The following is a 17597-nucleotide window of genomic DNA, read 5'->3' as shown; positions in this document are numbered from 1 at the left end:
AGTGCTTTGAAGGGGAACGAAAAGGAGTTTTTGGCAAAAATCAGTGAACATAAAGGGATTTTATATAAAGTCTCTAAAATGTACATGGATAATCCGGACGATCAGCAGGATTTGTTCCAGGAGATTATTTGCCAGCTCTGGAAGGCTTATGGCACCTTTAGGGGAGAAAGCCGATTTTCCACATGGATGTATCGTGTAGCTATTAATACCTCTATTGTATTCCTCCGGAAGGAGAAACGAAAGGTTGATACCCATGATATGGGGTCACATGATGTAAAGGAGGAAGAGGGTGAAAGCGATATTAAGGAAAGCCAGTTGGAACATTTTTACCGGGCAGTTCAAAAACTGGATAAAATTGATAAGGCTATTATTTTTTATCAGTTAGAAGGGTTTTCGCATAAGGAAATAGGAGAGAACCTGGGAATTAGCGAAGGTAATGCCAGGGTAAAGCTTAACAGAGCAAAAGAAAAATTAAAAGAAATTATTAAAAATCAGGGGTATGGATTTTAACGATATACAATCGGCTTGGGATAATGAAAAAACCGATAAGGTGGAAATGCCCAGTAGTTTAAAGAAAATACAGTCGGCAAATACGCCACTGGACAAAATCAGGAAGAATTTAAAAAAGGAGTTTATATATCAGGTAATATCTATTGTTTTAATAGCTTTTACTCCTTTTATATATCATTTTCCAAAGGAAACTTTTTTCCTGTTTTATTTAATTTACAGCTTATTTGTAGCTATATGTATTTATTATTTGGTAAAGCTGTATTTATTTTACAAGCGGATAAACAAAACCAACCTTACAACTAAAGACAGTTTGTATGAAACCTATTTTGACATTCGCCTTAATATGGAAATCTACAAAACATTCGGTTTTGCCTTAACTCCGTTTTTGGTACTTTTTTTAGTAGCTTATCTGTTTTACAAGCAAAAGGGTATAGATATAAATGCTTTAAGCGATTCGTTTGTAATAATGATGTTTGTAGCTATAGTAGTTACCATTTTAATAATGGGACTATCGGTTGAATTATGGGTGCGATACTTTTACGGGAAATATGCCAAAGAGATAAGAAAAGTTATTGATGAACTAAAAGAAGAATAAAACTAAAAAAGCCCTCCGTGTAGGGAGGGCTTCTTGTATAGTAATCGGAGCTATATTATAGCTTTTTTAAACCTTTTGTTTCCGCTTTTGTAACTTCGATAATGCTAATGGCATATCCGCCACCCGGAGCAACAAACTGAGACAGTTTTGTTTTACTGGTCACTATACCTTTTGTAATGGTATACGCCTGTGGGTTGGTTTTGTAGTGCGCATTGTTAGCATCGGCATAAACAGTAGCGATGTATGTTTTCCCTTTGTCAAGGAAATCCAGCTTAATGGTTGAGGTACGGGCATCATATCCGCCTACGCTACCTACAAACCAGTTGTTAGTACCTTTTTCCTTACGTGCAGCTGTGATGTACTCTGCCGGTTCTGCTTCAATATATTTACTGTCGTCCCATTCAACAGGAACATCTTTAATAAACTGAAAAGCATCAAGGAACTGGTTGTAGTGTTCCGGTAAATCGGCAGCCATTTGTAACGGACTGTACATAGTAACATATAACGCCAGCTGATTAGCCAGTGTGCTGTTTACGTGTGAGTTGTTGTTAGGGCTAAATTTGCTGATTTCCATTTCAAATATCCCCGGAGTATAATCCATAGGTCCGCCAATTAAACGGGTAAACGGTAACATGGCAACGTGGTTAGGCTTGCTTCCGCCAAAAGCCTGGTATTCTGTACCTCTTGCCGACTCGTTACCTATAAGGTTAGGGTAAGTACGGCAAATACCTGTAGGGCGAACAGCCTCGTGAGCATTAACCATTATTTTGTATTCGGCAGCTTTTTCAAGAGCATACTGGTAGTGGTTTACAATCCACTGGCTGTAGTGGTTTTCCCCTCTTGGAAGTATATTACCTACATATCCGCTTTTTACGGCATCATAACCGTTGTCTTTCATAAATTTATAAGCTGCATCCATGTGGCGCTCGTAGTTACGAACAGATGATGAGGTTTCATGGTGCATAATCATTTTTACACCTTTTGATTTTGCGTAATCCCTAATTCCGGTTACATCAAAATCAGGATAAGGCGTTACAAAGTCAAAAACATAGTCTTTAGAATGACCAAACCAGTCTTCCCAACCTACGTTCCAACCTTCTACAAGTACGGCATCAAAACCGTGTTTAGCAGCAAAGTCTATATATTCTTTAACATGAGCTGTGTTTGCAGCGTGTTTTCCGTTTGGTTTTACTTTACTAAAGTCAGTTACACCCAGTTGTACCGATGGTAAATCGTCAGTATATGCCCAAGTGCTTTTCCCTGTAATCATTTCCCACCAAACACCAATATATTTAACAGGCTTGATCCATGATGTATCGTCCAGTTTACAAGGTTCGTTAAGGTTAAGGGTGATTTTTGAAGCAAGGATGTCGCGGGCGTCATCACTTACTATAACAGTACGCCAAGGCGTATTAAACGGAGCCTGAACATGACCTTTGTTACCCTGAGCATCGGGAGTTAACCACGATTCGAACACCATGTTCTTATCGTCAAGGTTAAGGTGCATACAGGCATAGTTTATAAGTGCTGCTTCGTGAAGGTTAATGTAAACTCCCTCGGCAGTTTTAAGCATAAGTGAGGTTTGTACCCCTGTAGGAGAAAACGATTTTTGCGATACATTGGCAGTTATCGATTTTTCCATCAGGCCTCTTATTTCACTTAGTTTTGAAACGGTATAATCGTATTCCTGAGTGTCATAATCTCCCGGAATCCAGTAAGCGGTATGGTCGCCCGTCATGGCAAACTGTGTTCTTTCTTCCTTAATAATAAAGTACACAAGGTTTTTTTGCTGAGGAAACTCATAGCGGAAACCAAGTCCGTCGTCAAACAGGCGGAAACGTACAACCATTTGCCTGTCGGTACCCTTTTGGTTAAGCGATACGGCAAGTTCGTTATAATGGTTTCTAATGGTTTTAACTTCTCCCCAAACCGGAGTCCAGTTTTCGTCAAACGTTGCGGTTTTGGTATCGGTTACAGTAAAGTTGTTAAGTAAGGATTTTTCATCGTCTTTAAGCTCAAGTCCCAGTTTACTTGGTTTTACTACCTCTTTACCTTTATAGGTAAGTGAGTAGGCAGGGGTTCCGTCGTTTTGAAGGAAAAATTTGAGGTTAAAATTCCCGTTCGGAGATTTAAGTTCCTGTGCATTGGCATTTGCGAATACCGCTAGGCAGAAACATAAAGCGAAAATTACTTTTTTCATTTTTTTATTAATAGATGATAGTTAAAGAATATATATTGATCCCTGAGGTAAGGGGATAATATCAAGGTTCACCGTTTTGGCATAGCCGCTATAATCTTGCGTGTCCTTCTGTCGGCATACATCCTGTTTAAAGAGGTAAAAGCCCATATAAAAGCAGGCAGCCAGCCAATTATAGTAAGCTGTAAGATAAGGCATATTATGCCTGAAAGGATTTTACCCTGAAAGAACAGGGAAAGCCACGGGAAGAAAAAAGCTATTACGTAACGCATAACAAATGTAATGAAGCCATAAAAGTAAGCGTTATGCACACGATTTGCAAATTAAGTATTAGTATATGACGGTTTTAGCATAGCTTGTTAAAAAAATAAAGGGTATATTACACGGTTTGTAAAACCAATCTTACATGTTTAAATCAACTATTGCCACGTTATTTTTATTAGCAGCCATTTCCCTTACCGGATGTAAACAGAAACAGGAAGAAGAACATAGCTGGAAATACCTGCTGGATAACAATATGTCCCAATGGGGTAAATACCTTAGCTATAAACACACTACAGATTATAACGGAAGTATACCTACAGATAGTCTTGGTAATGCTATTGTACCACTGGGTTATGATAATGACCCTGAAGGGGTGTTTACAATGATTGAGGAGAACGGAGAGCCTGTTTTAAAAGTGAGTGGCGAGCGTTATGGTTGTGTATTTACTAAAGAGGAGTTTGAAAACTATCATTTAAAAGTGAAAGTAAAATGGGGTGATAAAAAATGGATTCCCCGTGAAGATAAACTTAAAGATACCGGTATATTATACCATTCTACAGGAGAAAGCGGTAAAGATTACTGGCGTGCCTGGATGCTTTCGCAGGAATTCCAGATTATGGAAGGACACATGGGCGATTACTGGAACATAGCTAATGCGGCTATTGATATTAGGGCTTTTTTATCTGAAGGGATGATGAACGCCGTTGCCGGACATGAACAACCTTTTTTGCCTATAGGAACCGGATCGAAGTATGGCGGATTTTGCTTAAGGAGTGTAGATAACGAAAGCGAAGAAGGGGAGTGGACCCAACTCGAACTAATATGCTTTGGCGATAAAAGCCTTCACATTGTAAACGGGAAGGTAGTGATGGTACTTCAAAATTCCCGCTATGTGGAAGAAGGTAAAAACTACCCACTTACAAAAGGAAAAATACAATTACAAAGCGAAGCAGCCGAGGCTTATTTTAAAGATGTTAAAATCAAAAATATTGAAGCATTACCGCAGGAATATGTAGTTTATTTTAATTGATTTGCAGCTTTTAAAAGCAATGCTTTAGTAGCAAGAATACCTTCTTCTTCACTCAATCGGTTACCTTCATATTCTACGCCTATAAAACCATTGTATTTTGCTTCTTTTACTATTTGAAGCATTTTATAGTAATCAATAGTGGTTTCGTTACCATTTTTGTCAAAGTCGTATGATTTTGCACTAACGCCCTGTGCAAAAGGCATCATTTCCAGCATGCCCTTGTATCGGTCATACTCTTCAATACACGGTGTACCCCAGCGTTCACCTCCCTGTCTTTTTACGCAAAAGTTACCAAAATCAGGCAGTATTCCGCAGTTGCGATGGTTTATGGCTGTTATTACCTGTGTTAGTTTTTCACTATTGGATGATAATCCTCCATGATTTTCTACAATCACGTTAATGTTGCTTTTTGCGGCATATTGAGACAGTCGACTCAATCCGTCTACCGATGCTTCCAGCCATAGGTTAAAATCCTGCTCTGTGCCTGTACCAAAAAGATTAACCCTTATCGAGTGGCATTCCAGTTCGGCGGCAGCATCCACCCATTTGGAATGCTTAGCAATGGCTTCATCACGATCTTTTTTATTGGCAGCGGCAAGTTCGCCCTCATCATCTACCATTATAAGTACGTTTTTAATTCCCTCATCACTGCTTCTCAATTTTAGTTCCTTTACCAGCTTTTTAAGGGAAGCACTTTGGTTAGATCCATCCAGTTTATATAGTTGGGATACATACTCAATACCATCAAATCCCAGTTGTTTAGCTTTTTTTGCAAAGTCGAGATTGGAAAGCGTTTTGGTTTCCAGTATGGCTTTGTGTAGCGACCATTGTGCTAGTGATAATTTAAAGAAAGGTTTATTACTGTTATTTGTCAACAGGCTTTCTAAAATGGCGTTAGAAAGTCCCGATAGTGCTCCTGTAGCCAGTGCAGCTTTACCTGTAGATGATATAAAATGACGTCTATTCATAATGGGCAGAAATAAAAAAGCCTCCCGTAGGGGAGGCTTAAAAATATAAAATTATTTTTTATAATTCTTCAAATTCCTGAGCTTCACCTGGGTGATTACTCCTAACATTAAGAGCATTACCTTCGGCATCTGTTACAAATGCCACAAACTCAAGGTTTGCTGCATTTTCTACATTTGCAGGTACTGGTACGTTAAATGACTTTGTAAAAGTGTTTGCAATAGTCAGGTTTCCGGTAATCGCTTCTCCTAAAAGAGGAGTGATACACTCTCTTAAAACATGGTTGTGCTCAAAGTCCTCAAGTACATCATCGCCACCATAAAAAGTAGTGTAGTTATGTTGCTCGTGTATAAGTCCGTTTTCAAGAACATAAACTACTAGTTTAAGTTCGTTAAAGTCCTTACCAAACTTAACATTGACATCAATATTTATATTTCCGTTATCAACAGTAGAGCTTAATGCCAGTCCAAGCTTAGGGTTTTCTCCCTGAGTAAGGTTTACAGCTTGGGCAATATTGTTATTTTCCAGTGCTTGCCATTTAGTAAACCTGTTAAGATATCCTTTAGGATATCCGGCAGCACCAAGTAAATTTTCAAGTTCAGTACTGTCGTAGGTATATGGGTCGTAATTAGCACTTGCAGGGCTAAGGCTTGCTCTGTGAATAGCAACAGCGACAACATTTTCTGTTTGATCTTTTACAAGTTCAATAGCATGAGCAACCCTAGGGCAGTAACCGCACCATGTTCCCGTATAATCTTCAATAAGAAGTCGTTTTTTGAAGTTAATTTCAGTACCGTCATGAAAATATATCGAAATAGATTTTGATAAAAGACCTGAATATTTAGCTGTAACCTCAAAAGTTTCTACAGTTTCTGAGGTGAAAGTATTACCCTCAATAGCATTTCCGTCTATATAGATGGTAGATAAAGAAGTCACGTCCTCACCATCACTGTTCCTAACTGTAAAAGTAATTGGGTATCCAATTTCTCTTGACGAAAAATCGGCAGTTAATATATGTTCTTCAACAGAATCTAATATTAAATAATCAGATGAACATGAACTTAATATTAAAGCAAGAACTGAAAAAAAAGAAAATAGTATGCGTTTCATTTGCTGTTTAAATATTACAAAACCTACCTATTGGAAATACCGGTTTAAATTAATTTTTTACAATTTTTATTTGAGTAGACTTTTTGTCTTCAGTCATAAACTTAGCGATATAAACAGCTGAATTTAGAGATGAAAGATCAATTGTCTGGAATCCGTTTTCAATAGAAGCTGTTTTAACAACTTTTCCGTTAATATCATACACTTGTAATGTGGCATTAACTGTTGCATCAATATTTAGGGAGTTATTTGTTACTGTATTGTTTACAGTTATCCCCATGTTTTTCAGAGTTTCAAAATCATTAACACCAGCAGTTGGTGAATATATGTAAGTGAAAGATACTAATTCATTTAGAGGATCTCCGTTAGCGTCTGTTTCAAGTACAGTAAATGAATACTGTGTAGGGCCTTCACCATTCCCCGGGTCAGAGCTGTAAAAGTGATCTGCTTCTTCAGTCGAGGTATTCGGAGCTAAAACTACAATGTCATTTGGAGGATATGAAACACCTGCTGTTACTCCTGTATAACATATTCCTAAAATACAAAATTGTACATTATTTCCTGTATTGTTACCTAAAGTGGTGTTTAATACTTCGTCTACTCTTATTTTTACATAGGTAGTTTCAGTTTGAGAAGTATTAGTTACTAAAATCTTTAGTTCGCTTCCGGGAGTGTTGTAAGTAAATACTTCTTCATTTTCAAAAGGAACACCATCATGAGTTACAGTTATTTGTGCATTAAGTGATCCTAAACAAAGTAATCCTGCTAATAGTAATAATTTTTTCATCTGTGTAATTTTAACATTTAAGCTATTTTTTTAAGTAAAAAGGCTATCGGGAATCAAATAATTCCCGATAGCTTTTATAAGGTGTATTTCTGTTAAGAAATTATTTTATAACAATTTTCTCTATTCTTTCAGTGCTTGTGCCTTTTATTTTAGCAATATACATACCTGCCTGAAGAGAGCTTAGGTTTATTGAGTCACCATCGTTAATTTTTGATGCTGTAAATACTACTTTACCTGTAAGATCAACAATTGATACATTAACTTCTTCTTGTGTAGCAAAGTTAAGGATACCGTTTGTTGGATTAGGATATATTGAGAACTTAGCTGTTTCAAAAGTTTCATTTCCTAAAATACCATTTGTTTTGAATGCAGAGTTGGTAGTTAGTTCATCTCCAAAATCAAGAGATCCAACTAATTTTTGGAATATAGAAACAGTACCGTCATGACTAAAAATTTCTATACCGTGTGGTGTAGAACCATATATCCATCCGTCACCAAATTCATCATACATAACTACAGAGTAGCAGTCAATAGCTTCCGGCAATACTACATAATGGGTTTTTGTAGTATTAGCATCTGCACCACCACCACCAAATTCAGCATTACCTGGTTGGTAAGGGCCACCATTTGCAACAGTGGTACCGTTGCTATCTTTAATAGCCCAAGAAATTTCACCTGGATAATAGTCTGTGTAAACTTTTACTACCGCATTGATTGAGGTTTCAGCAGCTTCAATAACGTTAATGTTTTTGCTGGCTTCAGCAAATGGAACTTCACCATTAATGCTTGCTATTTCTACAGTGTATTCGCCTGTAGCATATGCTGCATCATCAAATGTTACCGTTGCAGAACCATACATTGCAACACTACCGGTATATTCTTTAGTTGCTACAACTTCATTAGCACTATTTTTAATGTTAAATGTAGCTGTTGTGATTGCATTTGTACCATAGTTTGTAAAAGAAGCACTAGCTGCAGCATCACCGTTAGCAACACAAACTCGTATATCCTCGCTGTCTAATTTAGCGTGATTAGAAGCTCCTTCAAGTGTGCCACAAACATTCATGCTGTTTATAATGTTCTGTATATCGCCCATTTGACTGTTTGGTATTTGAGCATAAGTACCGTCTGGGCAAATTCTGTATAAAGAAGGGAAACCTGTTAGTCCTACTGCATTTATAAGGTTATCATCGTTGATAATAGGGTAAGGTACACCTATAGTCCAGTCTCCAATTGGTGGGCGAGGTGGGCTGTAGTTTATTGAAGTTCCTTCTCCGTAAATGTTGTTTTCAGGAGTCCAAGGGTCTCCTTCAACGAATATTACAACAACTTCATCAGAACCTCCAGGTCCGTAGGTTTCATATATCTTCTCTAATGTATGAGCGTTATGGAAGTTCCAGCATGGTGCACACCATGTAGCTGAAATGTCTAACAGAACAGTTTTGCCTTCTGCAAGATAATCCTGTACAGAGTGTTGATTTCCATTAATGTCCTCTGCCGAGAAAGTAGGGAATTGTTGTGCTTTTACATTGTAAGTCCCTACTAGCATTAATCCTAGAAGTAATAGTTTTTTCATAGAAAAATGGTAGTTTTAAGTTAGAGTTTTCTTTAAATAAATAAGTTTTAACAAAAAAATAATAGAAAAATTTTTCCGAAAGTATGTAAAAAAAACTTATGTCAAAAAAAAAACATAAGAAATATTGCTTTTGAAGGAGTTTTTTATGAAAAAGTAGTAAAATTTATACTAAAAGTTTAGAGATCAAGCTATTTCTCTACTAATTCGATAGGTTTTTAGAAAATTATTTTAAGAAAAAAAGTGATGATTACTGTTAAAAAATTTTTAATATTGCGACCTAACTGGAAAACTGTAATTATAAAACTGAACACAAATGAAAAAGATTCTGATGTTATTTTTGTTTCTCGCGGGTACCTGTATGTATGCCCAAAAGGAAATGCCAAATGTGACAATTAAATCGTCTGATAATAAAAGTTATAACGTAAAGAGTGATTTTGCGGAGAAAGATAAAATCTATGTCTTTTCGTTTTGGGCTACCTGGTGTGCACCTTGTATTAAGGAACTAGATGCTATAAATGAAAAATATTCTGCATGGTCTAAAGAGCTTAATATGGAAGTCATAGCAGTATCTGTAGATGATAGCCGTACTCAAAAAAGAGTAAAACCGTTACTTAATGGTAAAAAGTGGCCTTATCAGGTACTTCTTGATACTAATCAGGACTTAAAGAGGGCTTTAGGTATAGCAAATGTACCATATACTGTAGTTGTGAAAAACAAAAAAGTGGTATATGTACATAATGGTTACAGCCAAGGAGCAGAAGAAGAACTTTATAATAAACTGAAGGAGCTGTAAGCTAATGAAAAAGGCACTATTACTTTTATTACCATTATCGTTATGTACAACATCTGTGTTTGCACAGGAAGATACAGAACAGGAGAAAAAAGATTATGGTAAGGTTTACGGTAGTTTTGAATCTAATTCTCAATGGTATCTTAATGATAAGGAAAGAAACATTGACCATCCTGAAGATCCATTTAGGTCTAATAACTACCTTTATTTAAATTATCAGTATAAAAACTGGACAGCAGGTGTACAGGCAGAGGCATACGAACCTAATGCACTGTTAAACTATAATCCGGGGTTTAAAGGTACTAATGTAGGTATCTACTATTTAAGCTATAAGTCAGAGAAATTTGATGCTACTGCCGGTTATTTTTACGAACAGTTTGGTAGTGGATTACTTTTAAGAGCTTGGGAAGACCGCTCTTTAGGTATCAATACTGCTCTTAGAGGGGGTAGGGTTGTTTATAGACCTAGTGATAATGTTAGGTTAACGGCTCTTTATGGTCAGCAAAGAACAGGTTTTGATGTAGCTAAAGGAAAAATTTATGGTTTTGACTCTGATTTCAATTTAGATAAGCTGCTTTCGTTTGAAGAATCAGATCTTTCCGTGGGGCTTACTTATGTTGGTCGTTATGAGAAAACTTATATTACCAATCCTAATTTTGATGAACTCACCAATGCTTTTGCAGGAAGGGTAAACTTTATTCACGGTTCTTTTTATGCTTCGGGAGAATATAACTACAAGCAAAAAGACGCTGTAGTTGACCTGCAGAATAAAATAAACAACGATTTTATTAAGCCGGGTAGTGCAGTACTACTTAATTTAGGTTACTCTGCAAATGGTTTAGGTATTGATGCTACTTTCAGAAGAATTGAGAATATGAGTTTTCTTTCTGAAAGAGAACCAAGTATTGTAAATGCTGAGTCAACAAGCTTAAACTTTAATGATAAGGTATTAAACTTTGTACCTGCACTTACAAAGCAACACCACTCTAACTTGGCAAATATATATGTATATCAGGCTCAGGCAAAAGTTGATTTTCAGGGAGCTGATATTATGAAAGCTGGCGAAACCGGAGGGCAAATAGATATTTTTTATGATATAGCACCCGAAACTGCTCTTGGTGGTAAATATGGTACTAATATAGGTATTAATGTTTCCAGCTGGTATAATCTGCCGGGTTCATACAGACTGGCACCTTCAGAATATGATACTAAATTTTTTGGCGTAGGTGAGAAATACTATTCTGACTATAATCTTGAAGTAAAGAAAAAACTTTCTGAAAATTGGCATACCGGTTTTTACTATGTAAACCAGTTTTATAATAAACAATGGTTACAAGGAGGTGAAAAGGTTAAAACCAATATAGTTGCTGCTGAGGCGACTTATAACTTCTCGCCGTCAAAATCTATTCGAGTAGAGGGTGAGCATATGTGGGCCGATGCCGATTTTAAAAACTGGGCAGGTGGTACTGTAGAGCTTAACCTTAACGATAAGTATTCGTTTTACGTTTGGGATATAATTAACTATGGTAATGATGATGAGTCAAAAAGAAATCATTACTACAACTTTGGTGGTGCTTATCGTATAGGTGCTTCAAGGCTTGCGGTTAACTATGGTAGGCAACGTGGCGGACTTGTATGTGTAGGTGGTGTGTGTCGTTTTGTGCCCGAAAGTACCGGTTTTTCACTATCGCTTAGTACAGCATTTTAATTTTAAAACTACTATACTTTACATACTTAACTTAAAAAGCCGCTCCGGTTTCCCGGGCGGCTTTTTTCATGGTAAAATATTTAGTTTATTAGTGCGCTCTCATTTTGTCGAAAGTAGTATCCAGTACTTTCTTGATTTTGTCAATGGCTCCGTCTACAGCTTTTTCAACCGTGTTAGAGTGATTTGTAACGGCAACAGGCTGCATGCCTGCAATACGTGCCTCAATGGTACATTTTTTATCTGTATCGCCTTCTTTATGGCTGTTCTCGTCACCTACGTGAACTTCTACTCGGGTTACTTTATCTTCAAAACGTTTTAATGAATCGGCTACTACACCTTTAAAGTAGTCTTTCATTCTTTGGCTTCCTTCAACGTGGTTGTTGGTGTTTATGTTAATTTGCATAATTCTGAAATTTAAGGTTATTTCATTAAAATTATCCGCTTCAAATGTGTTGCGGTCTCTGCAATTTACAAAATTATTGAATAGCTTTTGCAGTGGGTGTTCTAAAAAAAAGCGTTAAAAATTTGGTAGATTATACCGATTGGTATAATTTTGTTTTTTCAATTTGAGGTTAAAATGAGTAAGGCAGATAGAACACGACAGTTTATTATAGAAAAAACGGCACCTATTTTTAACAGGAAGGGTTATGCCGGTACGTCGCTGGCCGATTTAACCGAAGCTACAGGTCTTACTAAAGGTAGTATATATGGTAACTTCAAAAACAAAGATGAAGTTGCTGTGGCTGCTTTTAATTATAATTTCGGATTAATGTCTGATTGGGTTAAGGAACGTATTACTATTGAGCCTGATCCTATTAAGAAACTTAAAGTATACATTACCATTTTTTCAAACTTTACCGAGAATCCTGTTTTGCGCTGGGGATGCCCGGTACTTAACTCGGCTACTGAGGTAGATGATACCCATGTGGAACTGCGCGAAAATGTTGTTGAAGCCATAAGGAAATGGCACAGCAGTATTGTAAGAATTATAAATACCGGTAAAGAACAAGGGAAAATAAATCCTGATGTGGATACCGATTCTTTTGCATGGACATTACTGGCACTTATTGAAGGCGGAGTAATGCTGGTAAAGGTTACCGGAAAAATAAACACCCTTAATGCAGCGATGCGCCATTCCGAAAAAATTATTGATGAATTAGCGATATAAATTTTTTTACCATAAAATATACCAATCGGTATAAAATCAACATAAAATATGAAAGATGTATTTATAGTTGCCGCAAAAAGAACACCTATAGGAGGTTTTTTAGGAAGCCTTTCGGGTTGGGCAGCAACACAATTAGGAAAAACAGCCATAGAGGCTATAATGAACGAAGTTAAATTGCCTGCTGATAAGGTAGAGGCTGTTTACATGGGTAATGTACTTTCTGCAAATTTGGGTCAGTCTCCGGCAAGGCAGGCGGCTGTTTTTGCAGGAATTCCCGCAGAGGCCGATGCTACTACCGTAAACAAAGTGTGCGCATCGGGATTAAAGGCTGTGATTACCGCAGCTCAGCAGGTACAGCTTGGTGTGAATGAAGTGGTTGTAGCAGGGGGTATGGAGAGCATGAGCAATGTGCCGCATTATATAGACGTACGTAAAAGCACGAAACTTGGGCATACTCAGGTTACCGACGGTTTGCTTAAAGACGGTCTTACCGATGTGTATAACGGCTTTCACATGGGTAATGCTGCCGAGATATGTGCAAGGGAATACAAGCTTACCAGGGAGCAACAGGATGATTATGCTTTAAAGTCATACAAAAGGGCAGCGGATGCCTTTAATGCGGGTAAGTTTAGTGATGAGATAATTCCGATTGAGGTTAATGGTAACGTAATTAACAGCGATGAGGATATTTTCAAGCTTATTCCGGAAAAGGTAGCCAGGCTAAAACCTGTTTTTGAGGATGGAGGTACTATAACGGCTGCCAATGCCAGCAACCTTAACGATGGTGCTGCGGCACTGTTATTAGTGACTGAAGAGGTGGTGAAAGAATACAATCTTAAACCGCTTGCAAAGATTAAAGGCTATGCCGATGCTGCACAGGCTCCCGAATGGTTTACCACTTCACCTTCTGTAGCTATACCAAAAGCATTACAGCAGGCAGGGCTTACTAAAGACGATATTGACTATTATGAAATCAATGAGGCTTATGCGGCTGTTATACTAGCCAATGCCAAAATTTTGGATTTGGATATGGAAAAAATAAATGTTTACGGGGGCGGTGTTGCTATGGGGCACCCTATAGGTGCTTCGGGAGCAAGAATAGTGGTTACATTACTTTCCGTCTTAAAACAGGAAGGCGGTAAATATGGAGTAGCAGCTATTTGTAACGGAGGCGGAGGCGCTTCGGCATTAGTAATAGAAAATCTACAGTAAGTATGGATAAAGCAGCAGAGTTTTTAAAACAGTATTTAGGAAAGAAAATAGAGAATTCACCATCGGCATTCATGAACTGGCTTAATCCTGTTATGGTCTCGGTAGAGCCGGGTAGCCTTACGTTTCAGTATACGGTAAGAAAGGAAATGACTAATCCGTTTGGTACTATGCACGGTGGGGTTACAGCCGCTATTATAGACGATGCTATTGGTGCTACGCTTATAAGTCTTGGGGAGCCTTTTTTCCATGTAACTGTTAACCTTGCGATAGATTATTTTGCTCCGGCAAAGGAAGGGGATGAGATTATAGCTATAAGCCACATTATTAAAAAAGGAAAACAGATTGTAAACGCACAGTGTGAGGTTTGGACAGCAAACAAATCCAGGCTACTGGCTAAGGGGTATACTAACCTGATAAAAACAGAAATACCAAAATCATGAGAAGAGTAGCAATAACAGGGCTAGGGGCTATAACTCCACTGGGGAATTCGGTGAAGGAGTTTTGGGATAATATCGTTGCCGGAAAAAGCGGTGCGGGTTCAATCACAAAGTTTGATGCCTCAAAATTCAAAACGCAGTTTGCCTGTGAGGTTAAAGGTTTTGATCCGTTAGAGTATTTTGAAAGGAAAGAAGTAAGAAAGTACGATCTCTTTACGCAATATGCCATAGCCGCTACCGATGAGGCTATAAAGGATGCTAATTTGGATTTTGAAAATATGTCCCGTGAACAGAAGTTTGATATTGGGGTAATATGGGCGTCCGGAAACGGAGGGATAAGCACTTTTGAAGAACAGTTAAGCGAATTCCATTCGGGAGACGGTACACCTCGCTTTAACCCTTACTTCATTCCTAAAATGATCGTGGATATTGCTGCGGGCGTAATATCTATAAGAAACGGACTGCATGGTCCCAATTATGCAACGGTATCGGCATGTGCTTCTTCTAACACGGCTATTATTGCGGCCTATGATGCCATTAGGCTGGGCAGGGCGAGTGTTATGATAGCGGGAGGGAGCGAAGCAGCGCTTACTCCGGCATCAATAGGAGGTTTTAGTGCTTCTCAGGCACTTTCAAAACGCAATGATGATCCTGAAGCAGCCTCAAGACCTTTTGATGCAGATAGGGATGGTTTTGTGGCTGGTGAAGGTGCCGGAGCTATTATACTGGAAGAGTGGGAGCATGCGGTTAACCGTGGTGCGAAAATATATGCCGAACTAGCAGGAGGTGGCATGGCTGCCGATGCCTATCATTTAACAGCTACTCCTGCCGATGGTATAGGTGCGCTGTTAGGGATGCAAAAAGCCCTAAAAGATGCAGGCCTTACCCCTGATGTTATTGATTATGTAAATACACACGCCACGTCAACCCCACTTGGGGATATAAGTGAGCTTGTCGCGGTAAATACCCTTTTTGGTGAACATAAACCTGCCATTAGCGCTACTAAGTCCATGACAGGGCATTTGCTTGGTGCTGCCGGAGCTATAGAAAGTATAATCAGTGTACTGGCGGTGCATAACAATATTATTCCGCCTACTATAAATACCAAAAACATAGATCCTGATATTCCACAGGGGCTCAATATAATTACCGGGAAAGCGGTAAACACCAAAGTAGATTATGTGCTTAACAACACTTTTGGCTTTGGCGGACATACGGCAAGTACCATTTTTAAAAAACCTTATTAATCCTCAAAAAACTTTAAATATGAAAATAACAGGAAATACAATCCTTATAACCGGAGGGAGTGCCGGTATAGGTCTTGAAATGGCAAAAGTATTTGTACAGCAGGGCAACAATGTAATAATAACCGGTAGGGATGCTGCCCGGCTGGAGAGTGCCAAAGTGCAACTGGGTAATGTAACAGCTATTCAGGCAGATGTTACCAGTGCTAAGGATGTAGAGGTGTTAACGGCAAGAATACAGTCAGAATTTCCCGAATTAAATATTCTTATCAATAATGCCGGGAGGGCACTTGTGAATCATTTGGCTGAAGGAAAGACCTATGATATAGCGGTAGATGAAATGACAACCAATTATTTCTCCATACTTCGCCTTACAGATAAACTGCTTCCGTTGCTTAAGGAGCAAAAGGAGTCGGCTATTGTTAACGTATCATCGGTAGTGGCTTATGTGCCTTCGGGTTACCTGCCTACTTACGCAGCTTCAAAAGCAGCATTACACTCATACACTATTTCATTAAGACTGGCATTGAAGGATACTTCGATTAAGGTGTTTGAACTTATGCCTCCTTTGGTTAATACCGAACTTTCTAAAGATATTGGCGGAGCTGAGAACGGTATAGCGCCATCAATAGTGGCAGAAGATGTGCTGGATGCACTGGCAACCAACAGGTTTGAAATACGTACAGGGCAAACTGAAGATTTGTATAGGCTGAGCCTTGCTAATCCGGCAGAAGCACTAAGTATAATGAATCCGGCAACGTAATATTGGTTATATTTTTTTTGATTGTGCGCAGCCACCGTTTTTTAGCGGTGGCTTTTGCTTTTCAGGTAATTATGTTAATATAATCTTTAATGCCTACTATGGGTTTGTGTGTTTTTTTAACTTTATAGGTCACTTTTTAAAATACCCGACCATGAATATCGATACAACACTCCTTAAGTATATTGTTATTAGTATAGCCGGACTGGTAGTTGCCTTCAGCATTATTTTTTACATTCTTAAAAGAGTGGGCAAGGATCCTCGTAATATATTGCCTGTGAATTTTGCTAACCGAATTAAAATTCCGCTAATCATATTTATTTCGGCACTGGCGCTACGCATTGGTGTGGCAAGCAGTGTGTTTAATGGAAACGCTTCAAAAATAATAGGGCATATAGGTACGTTGCTTTTTATACTGAGTATTACCTGGTTTCTTATCATTTTTATAAAGGTGCTCAAAACGGCACTGGTGCGCCGGTATGATATTTCGGCTTCCGATAATCTTGCTGCCCGTAGGGTATATACACAGTTTACCATACTGGAAAGAGTAGTTGTGTTTCTTATTGTGGTATGTGCCATTGGGGTGGCGCTTATGAGTTTTGAAAGCATACGTTCGGTTGGGGTTAGTTTTTTAACCTCGGCTGGTATAGCGGGGATTATTATAGGTTTTTCGGCACAAAAGGCACTGGGTACACTACTGGCAGGTATACAAATAGCACTTACACAACCAATACGTCTGGACGATGTGGTTATCGTGGAAGGCGAATGGGGTAAGATTGAAGAGATAACGCTTACTTATGTGGTGGTGAAAATTTGGGATAAGCGCAGGCTGGTAGTTCCTACCACTTATTTTATTGAGAAACCGTTCCAAAACTGGACCCGCAATTCGGCAGAGATACTGGGCACAGTTTTCATTTATACCGACTTTAAGGTGGAAGTGGATAAGGTTAGGGAAGAGCTTACAAGATTGCTGGAAGGATCTAACCTTTGGGACGGGCAGGTAAATGTATTGCAGGTAACCGATGCCCGTGAAAAAGTGATGGAACTGCGCGCACTTATGAGCTCCAGTGATTCTTCCATATCATGGGATTTAAGAGTGTATGTAAGGGAAAAACTGATTGAGTTTATCCAAAAGAATTATCCCGACAGTTTACCTTTTACAAGGGTTACACTGAAAGAAGGTATAAAGGATAAAGAAACAGAACCGACAGGAATAAATGAACAATAAAAAAGCCCCTTTAAAGGG

General features: G+C 38.4%; 18 protein-coding genes. 11 read left to right on the top strand and 7 right to left on the bottom strand.

Features of this window, described 5'->3' with window-relative positions; all coding sequences use genetic code 11:
* Nucleotides 1–6: 6 nt before the first annotated feature.
* Nucleotides 7–510 (top strand): RNA polymerase sigma factor, encoded by a 504-nt coding sequence (locus tag GN157_RS13990; RefSeq protein ID WP_157484134.1) that lies wholly within the window; start codon nt 7–9, stop codon nt 508–510.
* Nucleotides 500–1105 carry a hypothetical protein gene (locus tag GN157_RS13985; protein ID WP_157484133.1) on the top strand — a complete coding sequence of 202 codons (606 nt, stop codon included), beginning with the start codon at nt 500–502 and terminating at the stop codon, nt 1103–1105. Before GN157_RS13990 ends, GN157_RS13985 begins: the two co-directional genes overlap by 11 nt.
* 55 nt (nt 1106–1160) lie before the next feature.
* Here GN157_RS13985 and GN157_RS13980 read toward each other — a convergent pair whose 3' ends face one another.
* Nucleotides 1161–3305: a glycoside hydrolase family 97 protein gene (locus GN157_RS13980; protein ID WP_157484132.1), complete on the bottom strand. Its 2145-nt coding sequence runs from the start codon at nt 3303–3305 to the stop codon at nt 1161–1163.
* Nucleotides 3306–3373: 68 nt separating this feature from the next.
* The gene (locus tag GN157_RS13975; protein ID WP_035135249.1) at nt 3374–3574 is read right to left on the bottom strand and encodes a YqaE/Pmp3 family membrane protein; all 201 of its coding nucleotides are present in this window, start codon (nt 3572–3574) and stop codon (nt 3374–3376) included.
* Between the two features lie 134 nt (nt 3575–3708).
* On the opposite strand from GN157_RS13975, the gene GN157_RS13970 reads away from it, so the two are divergent.
* Nucleotides 3709–4596, top strand: coding sequence for a 3-keto-disaccharide hydrolase (locus GN157_RS13970; protein WP_157484131.1), 888 nt, complete (start codon nt 3709–3711; stop codon nt 4594–4596).
* Here the strand turns inward: GN157_RS13970 and GN157_RS13965 are convergent.
* From GN157_RS13965 to GN157_RS13950, 4 genes are all read right to left on the bottom strand, one after another.
* A complete protein-coding gene (locus GN157_RS13965; RefSeq protein ID WP_157484130.1) occupies nt 4584–5564 on the bottom strand; it encodes a sugar phosphate isomerase/epimerase family protein in 981 nt (326 codons plus the stop codon). The genes GN157_RS13970 and GN157_RS13965 overlap by 13 nt on opposite strands.
* 58 nt (nt 5565–5622) lie before the next feature.
* On the bottom strand, nt 5623–6672 hold the full coding sequence (locus GN157_RS13960) for an Omp28-related outer membrane protein (protein WP_157484129.1): 1050 nt from the start codon (nt 6670–6672) through the stop codon (nt 5623–5625).
* Between the two features lie 49 nt (nt 6673–6721).
* Nucleotides 6722–7456: a T9SS type A sorting domain-containing protein gene (locus GN157_RS13955; protein WP_157484128.1), complete on the bottom strand. Its 735-nt coding sequence runs from the start codon at nt 7454–7456 to the stop codon at nt 6722–6724.
* A 100-nt stretch (nt 7457–7556) separates the two neighbouring features.
* The gene (locus GN157_RS13950; protein WP_157484127.1) at nt 7557–9032 is read right to left on the bottom strand and encodes a T9SS type A sorting domain-containing protein; all 1476 of its coding nucleotides are present in this window, start codon (nt 9030–9032) and stop codon (nt 7557–7559) included.
* A 313-nt stretch (nt 9033–9345) separates the two neighbouring features.
* Here GN157_RS13950 and GN157_RS13945 point away from each other — a divergent pair, with 313 nt between their 5' ends.
* The gene (locus GN157_RS13945; RefSeq protein WP_157484126.1) at nt 9346–9825 is read left to right on the top strand and encodes a TlpA family protein disulfide reductase; all 480 of its coding nucleotides are present in this window, start codon (nt 9346–9348) and stop codon (nt 9823–9825) included.
* Nucleotides 9826–9829: 4 nt separating this feature from the next.
* Entirely contained in the window at nt 9830–11530 is a 1701-nt protein-coding gene (locus GN157_RS13940) for a DUF6029 family protein (RefSeq protein WP_157484125.1), read from the top strand.
* A gap of 88 nt (nt 11531–11618) precedes the next feature.
* Here GN157_RS13940 and GN157_RS13935 read toward each other — a convergent pair whose 3' ends face one another.
* Nucleotides 11619–11933 carry an HPF/RaiA family ribosome-associated protein gene (locus GN157_RS13935; protein ID WP_157484124.1) on the bottom strand — a complete coding sequence of 105 codons (315 nt, stop codon included), beginning with the start codon at nt 11931–11933 and terminating at the stop codon, nt 11619–11621.
* 174 nt (nt 11934–12107) lie between these two features.
* Between GN157_RS13935 and GN157_RS13930 the strand changes: the two genes are divergently transcribed.
* The 6 genes from GN157_RS13930 to GN157_RS13905 all read left to right on the top strand — a co-directional run bounded on the left by GN157_RS13930 (nt 12108) and on the right by GN157_RS13905 (nt 17579).
* The gene (locus tag GN157_RS13930) at nt 12108–12698 is read left to right on the top strand and encodes a TetR/AcrR family transcriptional regulator (RefSeq protein ID WP_157484123.1); all 591 of its coding nucleotides are present in this window, start codon (nt 12108–12110) and stop codon (nt 12696–12698) included.
* A 48-nt stretch (nt 12699–12746) separates the two neighbouring features.
* Nucleotides 12747–13910 (top strand): acetyl-CoA C-acyltransferase, encoded by a 1164-nt coding sequence (locus tag GN157_RS13925; RefSeq protein WP_157484122.1) that lies wholly within the window; start codon nt 12747–12749, stop codon nt 13908–13910.
* A 2-nt stretch (nt 13911–13912) separates the two neighbouring features.
* The gene (locus tag GN157_RS13920) at nt 13913–14350 is read left to right on the top strand and encodes a PaaI family thioesterase (protein ID WP_157484121.1); all 438 of its coding nucleotides are present in this window, start codon (nt 13913–13915) and stop codon (nt 14348–14350) included.
* Entirely contained in the window at nt 14347–15594 is a 1248-nt protein-coding gene (fabF, locus tag GN157_RS13915) for a beta-ketoacyl-ACP synthase II (RefSeq protein WP_157484120.1), read from the top strand. The genes GN157_RS13920 and fabF overlap by 4 nt, the downstream gene beginning before the upstream one ends.
* A gap of 19 nt (nt 15595–15613) precedes the next feature.
* Nucleotides 15614–16354, top strand: a complete 741-nt coding sequence (locus GN157_RS13910) for an SDR family oxidoreductase (RefSeq protein WP_157484119.1) — start codon at nt 15614–15616, stop codon at nt 16352–16354.
* 151 nt (nt 16355–16505) lie between these two features.
* A complete protein-coding gene (locus tag GN157_RS13905) occupies nt 16506–17579 on the top strand; it encodes a mechanosensitive ion channel family protein (RefSeq protein WP_157484118.1) in 1074 nt (357 codons plus the stop codon).
* Nucleotides 17580–17597 lie beyond the last annotated feature (18 nt).

Source organism: Flavobacterium rakeshii, assembly GCF_009741375.1.
GTDB classification, from domain to species: Bacteria; Bacteroidota; Bacteroidia; order Flavobacteriales; family Flavobacteriaceae; genus Flavobacterium; species Flavobacterium rakeshii.
This window is presented reverse-complemented; position numbering and strand designations above follow the sequence as displayed.